We start from the raw sequence: 17,612 nt of genomic DNA on the forward strand, positions 1-17,612 counted from the left end.
TTAGAAGTTACCTACCCAAAACCCTTATCTCCCACTCAAGCTCAACATTAAATTTATCTTTTACTGCATTTTGTACTCTGTTGCCAAGGTTTTCTAAGTCAAGTGCAGTTGCATTATTGTAATTGAGCAGAAAATTACAATGTTTCTTAGAAATTTTAGCTACACCATTATCTAATCCTCGGCAGCCAGATTCATCAATCAGTTTCCATGCCTTGCAGCCTATTGGATTTTTGAATATACAGCCAGCAGTTTTTCCTCTTACTGGTTGGCTTTTATTTTTTTTATCAATAACTTCTTTCAATCTTTGCAATATAAGCTCATACTCTGAACTTACTCCTTTAAATTCAGCTTCAATAAAAATCCACCTGCCTTTTAGACTATGTCCACGATAAAAATATCCCATTTCTTCACTGGAAAATTCATATAAATTTCCATCTTCTAGATTCACTGCCCTTATAAATTTTACAACACTCGCAATATCACTACCATATGCACCTGCATTCATTTCTATTCCACCGCCAACTGTTCCTGGAATTCCAGCAAGAAACTCAAGCCCACTAATTTGCTGTTCCCCTGCAAAGTAGGCAAGGTTACTAAGCAGTGCAGCACCACCTGCAACGATGGAGCTATTATCTTTACATTTAATATATGCAAATTCCTTACCTAATTTCACCGTTATTCCTCGAATGCCACTATCTTGCACTATTATGTTAGATGTTGCACCGATAATGCTAATTGGTAACTCAGTATCTTTTATCAAGCACATTAGATCTTCAACGTCACGTGGCTTAAATAGTACATCAGCTTGGCCACCAACATTTAACCAAGTCATTTTAGACATTGAAACATTATAACGGTAGATTCCACATACTTTAGGTAAGCTTATAAGCATTTTGATTTTAACTCTAATCCTGCATCCATACCCATTTTTTCGGCATCTTCTACAAACGAAGTACGCTCAGTGAAGTATATACCTTTCTCATCTGCTAACATACAACAAAGATTCAGCATGTTTTCACTCACATATTCTGCTAAAGCTGCAAGCGGCGTAAAGCATGAACCATTTACTGTCTTCATGAAACTGCGCTCTGATTTTGCCCTTATAAAAGACATATTATTATTAATTTTCTCTAAAAGATCGATAACTTTTATATCATTCTTTCGGCATTGAATGCAAATTGCCCCCTGCCCTACTGCGTTTAACATGACTTTTGGTGATAATACTTCTGTAATTAAATGGTGTTTTTTTAATCTTATCAGTCCTGCTTCGGCTAAAATCATTCCATCAAAATTCTGATTTTGCAGTCTAGTTGTCACATTTCCACGCAGTGTCACTACATTTAAGTCTGGCCTGAGATTTAGTAGCTGAACTTTTCTTCTTATTGAAGAAGTTGCAATTGTAGCCTGCTGTGGCAAAGTTTTTAGGCTCTTATATTTATGAGAAATAAATACATCACATGGACTTAGCCTCTCTAAAACACAAGGAATTGTTAAGTCCTTCGAGAAAAACGCAGGTACATCTTTTAGCGAATGAACCGCCATATCTATATTATTTTTGAGTAATTCAGCCTCAATCTCCCTGAGGAACAGTCCTTTACCTCCTATTTCAGCAAGGGTTACATTAGCATATTTATCACCAGAAGTTTTGATTTTAATGATCTCAACGGATAGATTAGGAAAAGACTCTAATAACCTTTGTTTTGCTTCCAAAGCTTGGATGATCGCAAGGTCGCTTCCTCTCGTACCTATTTTAACTAGCATATATCCTTCATATTATATGTCTATATTCTATGCCCATTTTTTATTATCTCCAATTTAGTTATTGAACATTTTACAATTAGCCCTTAGTATCACGAACATTTAGTAATCGAGGAGTATGTATGTTTGATATTTTAAAAGATTCTAATGGCAGATTTAATAAAAAGAATATTTTACCTCTTGTAGGTGCCACTGTCGCTATTATTCTAACAGCATTAAGTGCAGTATTAGCAATTCCCAGATTTTTCTCTCACCCCTCTCTATCTAGTCCTCTCGGTTGGAAAGATTCAAGTTATAGTAAATTTCTTGCTAATCACATACCACTTAGCATAGTTATTTTCTTAACACTTGGTTTATGCACTTACCTTGCAATTGACAAAATTAGACAAAACAAACAAACAGAGAATCTGAGAGCCAACTCTGAACCTAATACATGTGTTTATACTGCTTCAATAAATGATGTTCTAGAAGAACAAAATCAATTATAGAGATATTGGTTCTAGGCTTGTTTTTTATCTTTCACGGACCTTTTCATTTAGGTGCTTGTGATTAGCAACCATTCAGTTTACACTGTACCTAAGTATAGTTTAAATTTATGCTAAACAAGTTCACAGTTAAATCTCTTTCAGTATTGCTAATTTTTTTGCTATCTTTATATATAATACTGCCAAACTTCTTTGATAATAAGTTTCTCACCTCAAAAAAGAGGATAAATCTAGGGCTCGACCTGAAAGGTGGATCATCTATACTCCTAAACGTAGACTTAGATTTTTACTTCAAAGAGAAACTAAGCATGCTAACCGATGAAATAAAAGAAGGTCTGTTAACACAAAAGATTGAATTTAGCGCAAAGAACGATAAACAAGTGGTTGTAACTTTAAATAATATTGATGATTACAAAAAAGTTTCAACGTTAATACATAAAATAAACCCAAATTTAGAATTGAGTAGAAAAAATACTGCAATTTTCATTTCATATAAACCGCATTATAAGAATTCATTAATCAATGAGGTAGTTTCAGAGTCAATAATTAATGTCCAAAGGCGCTTAGATAAGCTTGGTACAAAGGAAGTAAGTGTACAAAAACAAGGGCAAAATAAGATATTAGTTCAAGTTCCTGGAGTAGAAGATACTCAGCAGATAAAATCTCTGCTTGGCAAAACAGCTAAGCTAGCTTTTCATTTGGCAAATACTAACATAGAAAAGTTGCAAGATATAGACCATGAAACTACTGTAATGCTCAAAGATTCTTTGGGTAATTCCTACCCGATATTCCGCAAAACTGAAATAGGCGGTGATTCATTAGTTAACGCATCAGTTAGATTTGGCAATTTAGGTAAATCAACAGTACATTTCAAATTCGACAGCATAGCAAGCAAAAAATTTGCAAAAATTACTAAAGAAAATGTAGGAAAGCCTTTTGCAATTGTTTTAGATAACACAGTCTTAACTGTACCAACAATACGTGAACCTATTCTAAATGGAGAGGGAGAAATTAGCGGTAATTTCACTGAAAAACAAGCGAGTGAACTTGCAATACTTTTAAAATCAGGTGCACTACCTGCACCACTTAAAATAATTGAAGAAAAAAACATTGGTCCAAGCCTTGGAGAAGAGTCAATAAAAGCAGGAGAAATTGCAGCAATAATCTCTATCATAGCCGTTGGTTTATCTATAATCATTACTTACGGCAAATTAGGCTTGTTAGCGTCTGTTGCACTCGTTTTTAATGTAATCTCTATACTACTCATTCTTACCTTACTTGAAGCAACTCTTACTCTCCCTGGAATTGCTGGAATTGCACTAACTGTTGGCATGTCGGTAGATGCAAATGTTTTAATATTTGAACGCATTCGCGAAGAAATAAGAGCAGGAAAAAGAACAGCTCGTGCCATTGACGAAGGATTTAAAAACGCAATAAAAACAATTCTTGATTCAAACCTCACTACACTAATTGCTGCGGGAATAATGTTCATTATTGGTAGCGGAGCAATTAGAGGATTTTCTATCACTTTATCGATAGGAGTTTTATGCTCGATGTTTTCTGCAATTATAGTCACAAAACTTCTGATAGAATTGTGCATCAACCCACAAAAGCTAGTACTTTAGTATCTGTTCAGAAGAGTGACAAAATAAGATAGACGAGAAAAGACAACTAAATGGTTGTCATGCAAGTAGCTATCCAGTCTTTTCGTCGTCAAAAACGTTGTAACATGCTCACCAATTTAGTAAGCATAAAAACAATATATTTGTGGAGGAAAAGGAAAAAAGAAACCATCTTCAGGCTATCACAAAGGATATGGCCATAAGATTAAAGATATGGATAGATTTATCAAATTTCTGGATGGATATTAGAATTGAAAAGATAATTGAAGAATTTGGTAATATGTGTAGAAACACAGTATATAACTACCTTAGCAAAGTAAACTATACATATAAAAAAAACTTTTCTTTATCGAGAAAGAGAAACGCAAAGAGTTCATAAAAAAGTAGAAGAAATAAATAAAGAAAACTTGATATACATAGATGAGTCTGGAATAGAGGACAATGAATTTTATGAATATGGGTGTTCTCAAAGAGGCAAGAGGTTATTTGCCCAGGGTTTAAAAGAAAGAGGGTAAGCATAATTGGAGCACTGAATGAAGGAAAAGTTAAAGCACCATGGATAATTGATGGCTACTGCAATAGTGAGATTTTTGATGCTTATGTAGAAAATGTACTTGTTCCTGTATTTAAACCTGGACAGACTATTGTTCTCGACAATGCGAGCTTTTATAAATCTGCAAGGACAAAAAATTTGATAGAAAATATTGGGTGTAAAATTTTGTTCTTGCCTCCATACTCGCCAGATTTAAATCCGATTGAGAAGTTCTGATCAAGCACGCCATAAGAAAGGCTCCACAAACCTTTTGGCCCAATATTAATTCGGCTATTGATTTTGTTTTTTAGTGCTCAGGCAAATCTTACTTCGGTTAGCTATAGTATTTCCTAAAGTAAATGATAAAGGTATAATAAAGTATTTGAGTTATAATGGCATATAGTGTGGATTTAAGGGAAAAGGCAGTATTGATGATAGAAAAAGGTAAGACAAAGGTTGAGGTAGCAGAGCTTATGGAGATAGGAATAGCAACTCTGTACCGTTGGTTAAAAAAGAAAGCTGCTGGTGAAAGCCTCAAGCCATCTAAAACGGTAGCTTTATTCGAAAAATAGACCCCAAAATACTCGAAGAATATGTTACAAAGAATCCAGATCATACTCTGGCAGAGATGAAACAAAATCTTGGATTTGGAATAAACTCAATTTGGTATAGACTAAAACAGCTAAAAATTACTTTAAAAAAAAGTCACACTATATCAAGAGCGCAATCAAGAAGATAGGGAGCAATTTATTGATAAAATCTCAAAAATAGACCATTCCAGCATCTTATATATAGATGAAGCAGGAGTTGATAATAAGTTATACCGAGAATATGGACGCGCTCCAAGAGGAAAGAAAATTTATGCAGATATTCCAGGGAGAACTCGAGAGAGAATCAGTATAGTAGCCGGGTGGATTGGAAAGAGATTTATTGCACCAATGACTTTCAAAGGTGGGTGTGACAAAGAGGTATTCAATACATGGTTGGAGAAGATGTTATTACCTAAATTGCCACTTGGCACAACTATAGTTATGGATAATGCTACATTTCATAAGACCACTAAAACAAAATCATTAATAGAGTCTTTTGGCTGTCATTTGCTGTATCTTCCAACATATTCACCAGATTTGAATCCTATAGAATACTGTTGGCATACCATCAAAAGCCGCCTCAGACCTCTCATGTATAAATATACAGACTTACAGCTTTTGGTTGGTAATACCATAATGGAACTTTATCATCCATTTTAGAAAATACTATATATTACTAAAATCTCGTATTCTACATTTGACTTTAATAGCTCTTTATCTTCCTGAAATCTGGATGTTTTATCAATGCATCTTCTATTCAGCTGTTAGCAAGAACTTTCACTTATTCCATAGCTTTGCGCTATATGGAAATATGTACGGTATTTACACAAATATTCGAGTGCTATTAATAAATATGCATTATTTATTTGGTTTTCCTCCTCTTGCCTTTTTCTTGGCCTCTTCCTCTATTAAAATTTCTATTATTTTTCCAATGTTTTTCCTTTTACTCCTCTTAGTCTTCGAAGCTTCTCTTCATCAAGTTTACTTACCTGCTCAAAATTTATACCTTCCCTAATATTGCTTCTACTACTTGTTTCTTAAGTTATCCAAGAAGTCTAATGGCAAGCACTGACCACTTTTGCTTCAGATGCCCTTGAACAGATATTATTACTAGAAATTAAACATCAAACCAACTTCAATACTATGAGTGGATATATCATCTGCAATAGGTATTGGGATACTAAAGTAACGATAGCCGAAAAAGGTTTTAACTTCTGGGATTATTAAATAATTAACACCAAGCTTTATTTGATAAGCAAACCAAGGAACATTCAGTGGCATTGAATTTTCTGGTGACCCATTAATCTTTTTTAATCTAAAAACTGTTGGCCCTATACCAAGACCAATGTACGGAGCAAATTGTGTATCTTGAATGCTGGAGTTATAATAGAAGTTTAATAAAAATCCAAACACGCTTGCTGATTTCTCAAATACCGGAGGAGAATTACTATCTTCAATATTGGCTGTAGAATACATAGCTTCAAAATCAACTCGGCCATTTTCCCCAGCATAGTAACCTAAAGATACGCTCCTAAGCCACTGGAAATCAATTTTGCCGTTAAATTTTTTTATACTCTGAATTTCATCCACTAATCCCGCTTTGATGAACACTGATACTAATTTTTCTTGCAAAGAAAGATTAGTATTAGCTGTATTGATTAAATTAATAAACCTTTCTCCTATTGCCTTTATACCCTTTACAAATGTTTCTGAATTATCATGGCATATCTTACCACCGTTAGCACTAACATAGAAATCAAGTTTTTTTGATTTTTCCTTTGTAGGTTCAGTTTGATCTGCAATACTTGGCCACATATTTTTCTGATCAGTTATTTGAACAACAGAAGGTTGTTCAACAGAACTATTTTCAGGCTTTTGATATTTTAAATCATTAATTAGTATTTTTTTTTCAGTAACTTCTTCAGAATATATCACATTTTCATTATTGTCTGTTTCTAGTTTTAAGGGTTGTATTTGCTCAATGTGTGTATTGTTACTGATATAAGTAATAAAAAAATAGACACATGGAATGAAGATGAAAAATAAAGCAATAGATATTCTAGTTATCATAAATGAATTATCACTTATAGTATGATTACTATATCATATATTCCTTTAATGTACAAAATTAAGAAATAATATTTCCAATTAAACAATTATTTTCTATTCCTTTAACATGAGCTTTCACAATACTTTTAGCTTGAACTCTTGATGTAAGTTTTATTAATGCAAAATTTTCTGTTCTACCAATATTATTCTGCTCAACCAAAACGCTTTGCTCAGTGCCGAGCAAAGATTGATAAAAACTGCTCATCATTTCTTTATTTATTTCTCTTAGATGCTTTACTCGTTCTTTACGCACATTCTCTGGTATTTGTGGCATTCGTGCAGCAGGTGTATTCTTCCGCTCTGAATATGGAAAAGCATGTAGATAAACTACATTTATTTTTTTCAGTAAATCAACTGTATCCTCAAACATTTCATCAGTTTCTGTTGGAAATCCAGCAATAATATCAGCGCCAAATGCTATATTAGGCCTCAAGCTCTTCATTTTATGATAAAATTCTATCACTTGTTCTCTATTGTGACGACGTTTCATTCTCTTTAGTATTAAATTATTACCAGACTGTAGACTCAAGTGTAAGTGAGGCATAAGTCTTGACTCATTAGCTATTAAATCCATTAGTTCATCATCAACTTCAGCAACATCAATAGAGGAAAGTCTTAGTCTCTTTAACTGTGGTATATCCTTTAAAACTCTTCTAATCATTGAACCAAGTGATTGCTTACCAAACAAATCTGTACCAAAATCAGTAATATCAACACCTGTAAACACCACTTCTTGATACCCATTTTCTATAAAAATCTTAATTTGCTCTATAATATTGTTTACTGGCACAGATCGATTATTCCCTCTTGCCTCAGTAATTGAGCAAAATGTACAGCTATGATTACAACCATTTTGAATTTCAATAAACGCCCTTGATTTATCTTCAAATCTATTAATGAGAATAGGTTCTACTTGGTTATCACTAACTAAGATTTCATCATTATTTAGTAGATAATTTTCAGCTCTTAGCTTGTCTTGATTACCTAGCACTTTACTTACACCAGGAATATCACTATATGATTTAGGATCTAATTGAACGGCACAGCCAACTACGATAATTTCTTTACTTGGGTCGTTTTTATAGATCTTACGTATTTTTTGCTTTACTTGACGTTCTGCTTCATTTGTCACTGCACAGCTATGCACCACAACAACATTTTCTCTCTTTGCTTTTTTTAATGCTTCTTTGATTAATTCGCTCTCGTAAAAATTTAGACGACAACCAAATGTTATTACTTCATTCATGCTTTTGCTTTAATAGATCTAAATTATATCAAATATTCAAGCAAAATGACTATTTTTTGGTAGACTTAAACAGAATCGCTAGAGTTGGAGCTCACAGGGAGAATTTGCAGATATGCGGTAAGACCATTTAACATTTTGACATTATGTTCCTTAGAAAAAAAGGCTTAAGGCCAATGATGTTAACCTCAAGCGAATATAAACCAAAAAACATCTTGCTAAACCCTGAAGCTCTACCATGCAAATCCATCTATATCATTTGGTACATAAGTGTCAGAATAAGCTTCATCCAAACTTTCTGCTTTCCATGGAAGCCACGAAGAAGGTTTTATCTTCTCTAAAACTTTACCTGGTATTGATGTTATCTCTTGCTTCACGTCTTCTTTTAATTTTTCTATTTGTAACCGAGCAAAATCTTCCACGCGAACCATGAGTTTATCTGTTAGCTCTTTTATCATATCTCGATTTTGTTCTGCAACTTTCTTTGTAATAGGTACGACAATTTTACTTATAATCTCTGTTCCTAATGGAACAACAATTTGCTTTGCAACCTGATCACTAACAGGTTTAATAAGGTAATCTGCTATACTCTTTGCTGTATTTCCAGTCAGATTTGTTACTTTTTTTAAACCATCACCAATAATACCATAGTTTTTTTGGTACATCATATCTTCATCAGCAACTTCATATCTTCCTAGATCAGCATACATTCCCATTTGTTGGTGAGACAATCCATTTGCATCAGATACATATCCGTATTTATTAAGTGAATTGGAATTAGACCGCATAACATTTTCCTAATTACTTATATATGCTTATTTTAGCATGAAACAACTAACAAAACATTAACTTTTAAGAAATCTTCTCAATTAATACATCAATAAAGGTAAAACCACATAATTTTCTCCTTTCTTGATACTATTCTCCTCCGAACTTAGTTCACACAGTTATTCAGACACTTCTGAATTTACCACTTTATTCCACTGATCTTCATCTAAAATTTACCACCCCCAATTCCACTGCTTTTTTATATCTTGACTAGGTCTTCTCCTACAATTAGGTAATCAGTACTTTTATCTGAAATGTACCATATAACTACACCAAGCTACAAATATGACACAAGAGTTTAGATTATTTTAGTTATTCTCTTGTATAAGATACTCTTTATATCAAAAAGAGGACCATATGAGTGAAGCAACTTTTTCTGAAAAAAATCAGCTTTCTAGAGAGGAAATAGTAGAGTTAACAGAACTTATGTGTCTTGAACGAAGTGAAGTAAGTGAAAGTGGAACAGGGCTATCAGAACTTATAGCTGAACAGGAGCAAATACTTGAGGATTTAGGAATAGAATCAAAAGAGCTTTTATGTTCTCAGCATACAGGAATGTATGAGAACCTTAGTCAGCCCTATTCTACGGATCTCGAGGTTTTATAGCAGATATATAGATTATCATTATTATTGATACCTACTCAAGAGTTGATATGGCAAACAGACAAAACTGCAATTACTGCCGCTAATCTTTTTAATATATCTTTCTTTGATGGTGCTATTATCGCGCATTTTGACTGATATGGGCTATGATAAACCAGAAAATCACAGCTATATTTAGGAATTGAGACAAGGCCTCATTTAGGTAAATATTGCTATGCAGACTTTTCTTGATAGCAAACATATTGCTTTTTAGAAAAATATTAGTAGCATCAAAAATAGAGATTGATATTAGTTTTTCTGTCAGATTAAGTTGCGTCTAGTACAACTGACTATGCAAATAAGCTAACAGAACTTGAGATATTTTAATTGTTAGTTTTAGGGTGTATTTTCATGTTCATTGCTATGAATGGGCAGAGCTACCTCTTCGAGGTAGCTCATCGGATCACCTAAATCATGCTCTATTTCTACTTCAAACTTGAACCCTAACTTCTCGCAAAATTTGTAGAAATATTCTTTAATGATATCAAATAGATTTCTGTCATCAATTGTGTAATCTCTCAATTTTCGGGGCACAGTAAGTAACAATTTGCTATCTTTATATATCACATCATCTTTCCCATCTTGAGATTCAAGTGTGAACTCTAGTGAGAACGATATATCACATACTCTGGCTTCTTCTCCCAACACTTGAATAGGTATCATTGAAGTATCATATCTGACTCCCACAGAATCTGAATTTTTTTCACAGTCAATTAGTACCCTTCTACAAACGTTACTACTATTAACATCCATATGTAATTTATGTTTGCTATTAAGTGCTTCAATAAATGGTGCATATATAAACTCATATCCTGCTTGATTACAATTGGTAACCAATTCCTCTAAGATAGAGTCACTTGGAACTTGAGCTTCAGCATATTCAAATATTTCCTTAAAAACTTCTTTTGCAAATTGGCGATATTTCTTCTTTCCATTTCCGTCATTTCCAATTAAACCAGCATGTCTTTTATATAATTGATTAATAAAAGCTTGATCTATATCCTTTTTGTTGATAATAAACTTCATTCTTGGAAAGTCCAAGTGCATCTGTTCACCAGAGTTTGCTCCCACATTCCCTTTACCAGCTCTTAATTTGCTAAAATCAAGCTTTTCCGCTTGAGCCTTTAGCGTAACTACTGGATTTCCCTTTTTTTCCTGTATAGAGTTGTTCATTGTTAATACTTTGATATGAATTGCTGATAGTATAATAATACATAAAAATAGTTAATATGTCAATAATATACTTAACATAGACAGTCATAATAGGGTGACAGGATTTTAGTAAGGCTCTATTATGAATAAACGGTTTTACACAGTATGAATGTTGATGAACAATCAAGTGTGCTGACTTTTCTAAATAGTAAAATTGAGAATATACCAAAGTTTCATTCCGCAATATTGCCTAAACTTTGCGGTGGAGACAGAGTAATGGACTTGCTGTTTTATAGGCCGCTCAGTTATGTGGATAGAAGTAAATCACTACCTGATGCTCAAGTGGGAGAATTTACAACTTTTGTGGCAAAAGTGTATGAGCACCAGCGCCCCACTGTTAGAGGTAGGCCATATAAAATAATCGTTGAAAGTGAAAGTCAGTATTTATTTATAGTTTTTTTTAATTACTCAGTTAAATATTTGTATAAATTATTTCCAGTTGGAACAGATATAGTAATCAGTGGTAAACTTGAAAAGTTTGCCGAACATTGGCAAATTACTCACCCAGATTACATGTTGTCTGATATCAATCTATTTAAAGAAATAGCCTGCATAGAGCCAATTTACCAATTATGTCGCGGTATTACTAACAAGAGCATTAGAAACATAATAAGTTCTAATCTAAAAGATTTGCCTGATTTGCCAGAGTGGATAGATGAAACATTAATCAAGCAAAAGAAATGGCTGAATTGGAAAGAAAGCATCATAAGATTGCACAGACCGAGCTCACTCACAGAAGCAGAAGTTTGTAGAGAAAGACTTGCTTATGATGAGCTATTTGCGTACCAGTTGGCGCTAAAACTTGCGAGGGAAAATCATGTAAAAAAAGGAGGAAGGGAATTTATAATATTGAGTAAATACAAAGAGCAGGTCTTAAATGAATTACCGTTCCAATTAACAAATGATCAAATTCGAGCGATAGATGAAATCTCAGAAAGACAAAAATCCAAATACCGTATGGTAAGTCTGCTACAAGGTGACGTTGGGAGTGGCAAAACTGTAGTTGCACTCTTTACGATGCTGAATGTGGTAGAAAATAACATGCAAGCAGCTCTAATGGCACCAACTACTATCTTAGCGGAGCAACATTATAATTGGATCGAAGAAGCTCTATCTTGTACTGATATAAAAGTTGCTTTGCTTACCAGTAAAACTGCGCGCAAGGAAAGAAAGATTATTATGAACGAACTTGCAAGTGGTATTTTAAATATAGTAATTGGTACTCATGCATTATTTCAAGCCAACGTTACATTTAAAAATTTAGGACTCGCAGTCATAGACGAACAACAGCGATTTGGAGTGATGCAGAGGAATCGGTTGGTAGGAAAAGGAGAAAATACCGATATACTTTTTGTTACTGCAACTCCCATTCCAAGAACCTTGCAGCAAGCTATGTATGGTGATGTTGAATGTTCTATTTTAAGGGAAAAACCAAAATCTAGATTGCCAATAAAAACCGTTATTATGAACGTTAAAAAAGTACCAGATATTATTCAAAGACTGAAAGATGCTATAAATAGAGGCGAAAAAGCATATTGGATTTGTCCATATATAGAAGAAAACGAAGAACTCAATATTGCCGCAGCAGAAATGCGCTTTCAGGAACTACAAAAGACATTTTTTGATAGAGTTGGAATAATACACGGAAAACTAACTCAAGAGCAGAAAGATCAAGTGATGTTTTCCTTCAAGAGGAATGAATTTTCTCTGCTTGTTGCAACTACTGTGATAGAAGTTGGTATAGATGTACCAGATGCAACTATTATGATTATAGAGAATGCAGAGCAGTTCGGGTTATCGCAATTACATCAGTTAAGAGGTAGAGTAGGACGAGGAAGTAAACCGTCTTTTTGTGTACTGTTATATGACAATCTCAGTAAAAGTTCGTATTCAAAGTTAAAGATTATGTGTGAGTCACAAGATGGATTTTATATTGCTGAAAAGGATATGATGCTGAGGGGTAGCGGAGATATTCTAGGCACAAAACAATCAGGGTGCATGGAGTTTAAATTTGCTGATTTATATGAGGACAGAGAATTGCTCAACCTTGCATATAATAGTGAAAAAGGTACAATAGCTAATTTTGAATTACTGCTTGATATATTTGAATATAGAAGTAGACTACATTTTTCAAAATTTCAGTAATCTTTCAAGCCATAACCCTCATGAGTAGAAATTCCTTGACAGACGGGAGTATTTAACAAACCATATGCGTCAAGTTAAGGAAAAATAAGAGTGAAGAAGAAGTTTTTACCATAAGAATAAATTGTGCAGAGTTAATAGCAGGCCCTGTAAACAAAATGTTAGCAGGTCAAATTAATCAAGGGCAGGAAGTATAAAAATGGAAAAAAAGCGGTAACTTAGCCTAATGACAATAAATAGTATCCGTTCAGAGGTGTGGTTTAAGAAACAACAGCTAGCAGGTTTTGAAAAGGGTTTAATTCCTTTTGTTTCCAAGTCAGATACAACGAAATTATCCGCTCAAGAAATCTATTCCCTCGCTCTGACTGTGCAAAATATGAATTCTTACGATAGACAACATAATGCCGTATCTGTCGCTCAACATGGTTATTCGTTAATGGAATATTCTCTGGGTCATCCAAAAATGTCCACATCATTGACTCGGATTTTATAATACCCTTTACCGTTCGTGAAGCTCCTTTTGCTTCAAGTATATAAGATATTTTTATCATGCAGTACTGTATGTATCTTCGTAATTCTTTAGCTTGCTTAGTGAACTTTGAAATACTAATTTCATTTTCTGACAAAGCGTTTTTTAATACAAACAATCCATTAGCTGCGTCTTTTAAACAATGGCCAAGTCTCATTACTTCACTATTCCAACTATGAGATAACCTCTCGAAATTTCTCAATAAGTGAGCCCAACAAATTTGTCGTTTTTCATCACTGAAGTGGTTGTAAACTGCATATCTGTCAGTAATTACCAGGTTTTTGTAATCACAAAATGCACTATTCTTTAAAAATTTCATTCCTCTTGTATCTGCTAACTTCATAAGACTTGCTTTATTGTTGGCAAACATCCAGCACCATCCCAATTTGCCTTTGTTGTAGTGACTGGTTTCATCAATATGCAAAATTTCGCTTGCTTTTATTTCTTCCTCTATTTGTTCATAGGCTTCTTTACATTTTGACGAAACCCTTGCTTCACTATTGGACACACTACCAACACTTATACTCATGTTAAAGATGTCTTTCATAATATTCGCTATTTCTCGCTTTGAATTCTTATAAAACCCACTTAGTGATGCAACTACTGACTTAACTCTAGGACCAAAGGTATCCGGTGTAACTCCTTCTGGTAATTTGCTACTCCTTCTTTTTCCGCATTTACGACAGCGACCATGTTCTAATTGATACTCAACTACGTAAGGCTTAATTTCTGGTAAATCAACTTTTTGATAGACATATGGTTTTTCCGATATTGCGATTTCTTCACCACACTCGCATCTATTTGGTAACTCTACCTTCACCACCTCATCTGCTTCCATTTTAGCTCGGCAATTCCCCTTATGTCCAACTTGACCACCTATCTTCCTGCCGCCCTCTGACTTATCTTCTGGTGTGTCTTTTTTTATTTTGTACAGCTCTTTTGAACTTGGTAAAGATGAATTCCTTGAGTTTAAGCCGAGTCTCTCTCTTAGTTCAGCATTCTCTATTTCTAAGATTTTATTTTTTTCTTCAATCTTTGCTACTTTCTGCTCTAAGTTTTTACATAACTCTACAATACTGATCAACAATTGAAGCATCTAGCCTTACTTTACTATCAACATTTTGTGTTATTACTACTTTAATATATTATGTCAATTGTTTTTTATCCTTGCCACACCTCTGAACGGATACCTCTATTAAAACATATTTTTAAACTTTTCCCAAAACCCTGGTTTATTATCATTAACCTTTGTGAAGGCTATGTTTAAACTGTATCTCGGATCGTTTGGCACATCATATCTAATATTCAGTATTGAAACTTTGTTTTTATTATGAACAGAAACATCGTCATATGATAACTTTGTCGTGTAGCACTTTATATGCTTTTGCTTGTCATATACTATATTACCTGATTCCCCTTCTAGTTCTACAAATTTAGTTTTTTTCTGACATTCTTTTATTTTTATTAGATCCTCGTTTAGTGATATTGAAACTGGTAGTGTATTCCCAGCATACTCTTTAGCTAAAAGCTCACTTTGAGGATACATTTTTATTTCCCTTCCAAAAGGTGAGTCTATAAAATTATTGCTCCAAAATTTGTCTCCAGAATGTACATATTCGTCAGTAGCATACGGTACACCACCATAATTGCATTGAACTTTGTAATCTCCAACACCATTATTTTGAAAAAAATCATGAATGGCAGCGTAACTATCAGCAGCATCATTTATGTAATCCATTACCTACCCCTTAAAACCTTTTAATTTATTATATCACAAGAAATTACATCTATCAATAAAAAGACTTTTTTGATATCAAGTATCTAGGGAGCATATTGATAGGATTGTGACATTCGTACTTCCCAGTTCTTCACATACTGCTGGACTAATTCAGGATAATTTTCAATAATTAATAAATTTTCAGCGTTTCCCTTTTCAGCTGTCTTACTGAGGTTAAACGATCCTGTGATGACTTTTTGATTATCAACAATTATTACCTTATTATGAGCAATTTTTGGCTTATTATCGATCCAAATCGGTATTCCATTTGAAAACAATTCGCTTATGACACTATATTTTGAATGGAGTTGTGATTTATCTAAGACAACTTTAACATCAACACCACGCTCTTTGGCGTTAATCAAAGATTTTGCAACTGTTCCAAGAGTAAATGTATATTCTTGAACTAAGATAGATTCTTTAGATTGGTCTATCTCGCTGATTATCGGTACAGCACAGTCTTCTTCAGGTGAGAAGCAAACTGTTGCTTTTGGGCAAGACGAGGATATAGGACCCGCATAGTAATACAGAGAAAAACATGCCGACAAAAATAAAAGATATAAAAGCCTCACAAACCACACCTAAATACACGGCGGTAGTCTACATCATAGCTCAATCATCTGTCAACCCATATTCCTTCCACTTCTCTGTAACTTTCTTTATTATTTCCTCGCTCATTTCAATTTTTCTTCCCCATTCTCGTTTGGTTTCAGGTGGAAGTTTGTTTGTTGCATCAAACCCTATTTTACCTCCGAGACCACTTTCAGGGGAAGCAAAATCTAAATAATCAATTGGGGCATTCTCTATCGTAATTGTATCACGCACAGGGTCCATTCTTGTTGACATTGCCCACATCACTTCCTTCCAATCACGTATATTTATATCATCATCAACAACTATGATAAATTTGGTATATAAAAACTGTTTGAGAAAAGAGAGTATGCCCATAACAATTCTTTTTGCATGCCCTGGATAAGCCTTTTTTATCGATACTACCGCTATTCTATATGAACAACCTTCTGGGGGCAGATAAAAATCTACTATCTCCGGAAACTGATTGATGAGAATCGGCACAAAGATTTCGTTGAGTGCTTCACCAAGAATTGATGGTTCATCAGGTGGTTTGCCAGTAAAAGTGCTGAGATAAATTGGATCTTTGCGCATTGTAATTGCAGTGATGTTAAACTCAGGAAACTGTTCAACAGCATTATAGTAACCGGTATGGTCTCCATATGGCCCTTCATCTTGGTAATTATCCAAACTTACATATCCTTCCAAAACAATTTCTGCATGAGCTGGAACCTGAAGAGGAATAGTTTTACAATTTACAAGCTCAAGTGGTTTTTTTCGCAGCAGCCCGGCAAATTGGTATTCTGATAAAGTCTCCGGCACCGGAGTTACTGCAGCAATAATCGTTGCAGGATCGCTACCAATCACAGCAGCCGCAGGAAACTTCATATTTTGCCCCCTCTCCTTCCACCGTTTATGGTGACCTGCACCACCACGATGTGCAAGCCAGCGCATGAGAGTCGTTTTTTTATTCACAACCTGCATACGATATATTCCAAGATTAAAATTATCTTGCTTGTCTGCTGTTGGTCCTTTTGTTACCACAAGTGGCCAAGTGATAATCGGTGCAGGCTCGTTTGGCCAGCATGTCTGAATAGGTAGCAAACTAAGATCCACCTTATCCCCAGTTAGCACCACCTCTTGACATGGAGCTTTGCTTACAACTTTGCTCCGCATCGACAATACAACTTTTAGTAGAGGAAACATTTTCACAGCATCTTTGAAGGTTTTTGGTGGCTCAGGTGATCGCAAAAATGCTAGAAGTTTACCCAGATCCCTTAATTCATCAGAATTTATACCAAGTCCGAATGCAATTCTCTCAATAGTACCAAATAAATTCACTAAAACGGGAATTGAATTTTTGCCATTTTCTGTGACAACATTTTCAAAGATGATAGCTGGTCCCTTGTTTGACAAAACCCTACGATGAATTTCTGTCATTTCAAGAATAGTTGAAACTTCTTTTTTAATTCTAATTAGATCTTTTTTTTCTTCTAATGCTCTGATGAAGTCGCGTAAGTTATTGTACATATTTTAAAAATTTTAAGCCTTTTAAGAAGTGCTTTTCCCAGCA

At 34.2% G+C, this 17,612-nt stretch carries 18 protein-coding genes and 1 pseudogene; 8 read left to right on the forward strand and 11 right to left on the reverse strand.

Annotated elements, in window-relative coordinates; genetic code table 11:
* Positions 1-7 precede the first annotated feature (7 nt).
* Both murB and hemC read right to left on the reverse strand, forming a co-directional pair.
* Positions 8-892 (reverse strand): UDP-N-acetylmuramate dehydrogenase, encoded by an 885-nt coding sequence (gene murB / locus OM962_RS06770; protein ID WP_264331236.1) that lies wholly within the window; start codon positions 890-892, stop codon positions 8-10.
* Complete coding sequence (gene hemC / locus OM962_RS06775) at positions 883-1,761, reverse strand: hydroxymethylbilane synthase (RefSeq protein ID WP_264331237.1); 879 nt, start codon at positions 1,759-1,761, stop codon at positions 883-885. Before hemC ends, murB begins: the two co-directional genes overlap by 10 nt.
* Positions 1,762-1,880: 119 nt before the next feature.
* Between hemC and OM962_RS06780 the strand changes: the two genes are divergently transcribed.
* The 6 genes from OM962_RS06780 (at position 1,881) to OM962_RS06805 (ending at position 5,647) form a co-directional block, all read left to right on the forward strand.
* A complete protein-coding gene (locus tag OM962_RS06780; RefSeq protein WP_264331238.1) occupies positions 1,881-2,246 on the forward strand; it encodes a hypothetical protein in 366 nt (121 codons plus the stop codon).
* 107 nt (positions 2,247-2,353) lie between these two features.
* Positions 2,354-3,868, forward strand: coding sequence for a protein translocase subunit SecD (gene secD / locus OM962_RS06785; RefSeq protein WP_264331239.1), 1,515 nt, complete (start codon positions 2,354-2,356; stop codon positions 3,866-3,868).
* 457 nt (positions 3,869-4,325) lie between these two features.
* The gene (locus OM962_RS06790) at positions 4,326-4,634 is read left to right on the forward strand and encodes a transposase (protein ID WP_264330510.1); all 309 of its coding nucleotides are present in this window, start codon (positions 4,326-4,328) and stop codon (positions 4,632-4,634) included.
* A gap of 155 nt (positions 4,635-4,789) precedes the next feature.
* Positions 4,790-4,969 (forward strand): transposase, encoded by a 180-nt coding sequence (locus OM962_RS06795; RefSeq protein WP_264330453.1) that lies wholly within the window; start codon positions 4,790-4,792, stop codon positions 4,967-4,969.
* A 47-nt stretch (positions 4,970-5,016) separates the two neighbouring features.
* Complete coding sequence (locus OM962_RS06800) at positions 5,017-5,136, forward strand: hypothetical protein (protein ID WP_264330464.1); 120 nt, start codon at positions 5,017-5,019, stop codon at positions 5,134-5,136.
* 28 nt (positions 5,137-5,164) lie between these two features.
* Entirely contained in the window at positions 5,165-5,647 is a 483-nt protein-coding gene (locus OM962_RS06805; RefSeq protein ID WP_264330460.1) for an IS630 family transposase, read from the forward strand.
* Positions 5,648-5,757: 110 nt separating this feature from the next.
* On the opposite strand, the pseudogene OM962_RS07845 reads toward OM962_RS06805, so the two are convergent.
* The 4 genes and pseudogenes from OM962_RS07845 to OM962_RS06820 all read right to left on the reverse strand — a co-directional run.
* Positions 5,758-5,914: pseudogene (locus OM962_RS07845) on the reverse strand (helix-turn-helix domain-containing protein); the annotation flags it as partial.
* Positions 5,915-6,097: 183 nt separating this feature from the next.
* Positions 6,098-7,057, reverse strand: coding sequence for a P44/Msp2 family outer membrane protein (locus tag OM962_RS06810; RefSeq protein WP_264331240.1), 960 nt, complete (start codon positions 7,055-7,057; stop codon positions 6,098-6,100).
* Between the two features lie 58 nt (positions 7,058-7,115).
* Positions 7,116-8,342, reverse strand: a complete 1,227-nt coding sequence (gene mtaB, locus OM962_RS06815; RefSeq protein WP_264331241.1) for a tRNA (N(6)-L-threonylcarbamoyladenosine(37)-C(2))-methylthiotransferase MtaB — start codon at positions 8,340-8,342, stop codon at positions 7,116-7,118.
* Between the two features lie 230 nt (positions 8,343-8,572).
* The gene (locus tag OM962_RS06820; protein ID WP_264331242.1) at positions 8,573-9,127 is read right to left on the reverse strand and encodes a hypothetical protein; all 555 of its coding nucleotides are present in this window, start codon (positions 9,125-9,127) and stop codon (positions 8,573-8,575) included.
* 397 nt (positions 9,128-9,524) lie between these two features.
* Between OM962_RS06820 and OM962_RS06825 the strand changes: the two genes are divergently transcribed.
* A complete protein-coding gene (locus OM962_RS06825) occupies positions 9,525-9,773 on the forward strand; it encodes a hypothetical protein (protein WP_264331243.1) in 249 nt (82 codons plus the stop codon).
* 372 nt (positions 9,774-10,145) lie between these two features.
* On the opposite strand, the gene OM962_RS06830 is transcribed toward OM962_RS06825, so the two are convergent.
* Entirely contained in the window at positions 10,146-10,982 is an 837-nt protein-coding gene (locus OM962_RS06830) for a hypothetical protein (RefSeq protein WP_264331244.1), read from the reverse strand.
* Positions 10,983-11,126: 144 nt separating this feature from the next.
* Here OM962_RS06830 and recG point away from each other — a divergent pair, with 144 nt between their 5' ends.
* Complete coding sequence (gene recG, locus OM962_RS06835) at positions 11,127-13,166, forward strand: ATP-dependent DNA helicase RecG (protein WP_264331245.1); 2,040 nt, start codon at positions 11,127-11,129, stop codon at positions 13,164-13,166.
* Positions 13,167-13,423: 257 nt separating this feature from the next.
* Here recG and tnpC read toward each other — a convergent pair whose 3' ends face one another.
* The 4 genes from tnpC to OM962_RS06855 form a co-directional block, all read right to left on the reverse strand.
* Positions 13,424-14,776 carry an IS66 family transposase gene (gene tnpC, locus OM962_RS06840; RefSeq protein ID WP_264330459.1) on the reverse strand — a complete coding sequence of 451 codons (1,353 nt, stop codon included), beginning with the start codon at positions 14,774-14,776 and terminating at the stop codon, positions 13,424-13,426.
* Between the two features lie 111 nt (positions 14,777-14,887).
* Positions 14,888-15,430, reverse strand: a complete 543-nt coding sequence (locus tag OM962_RS06845; protein ID WP_264331246.1) for a hypothetical protein — start codon at positions 15,428-15,430, stop codon at positions 14,888-14,890.
* A gap of 83 nt (positions 15,431-15,513) precedes the next feature.
* Entirely contained in the window at positions 15,514-16,041 is a 528-nt protein-coding gene (locus OM962_RS06850) for a phospholipase D family nuclease (protein ID WP_264331247.1), read from the reverse strand.
* 40 nt (positions 16,042-16,081) lie between these two features.
* The gene (locus OM962_RS06855) at positions 16,082-17,569 is read right to left on the reverse strand and encodes a UbiD family decarboxylase (protein ID WP_006015485.1); all 1,488 of its coding nucleotides are present in this window, start codon (positions 17,567-17,569) and stop codon (positions 16,082-16,084) included.
* Positions 17,570-17,612 lie beyond the last annotated feature (43 nt).

Source organism: Wolbachia endosymbiont (group B) of Erebia ligea, from assembly GCF_947179575.1.
Lineage (GTDB): Bacteria > Pseudomonadota > Alphaproteobacteria > Rickettsiales > Anaplasmataceae > Wolbachia > Wolbachia pipientis_C.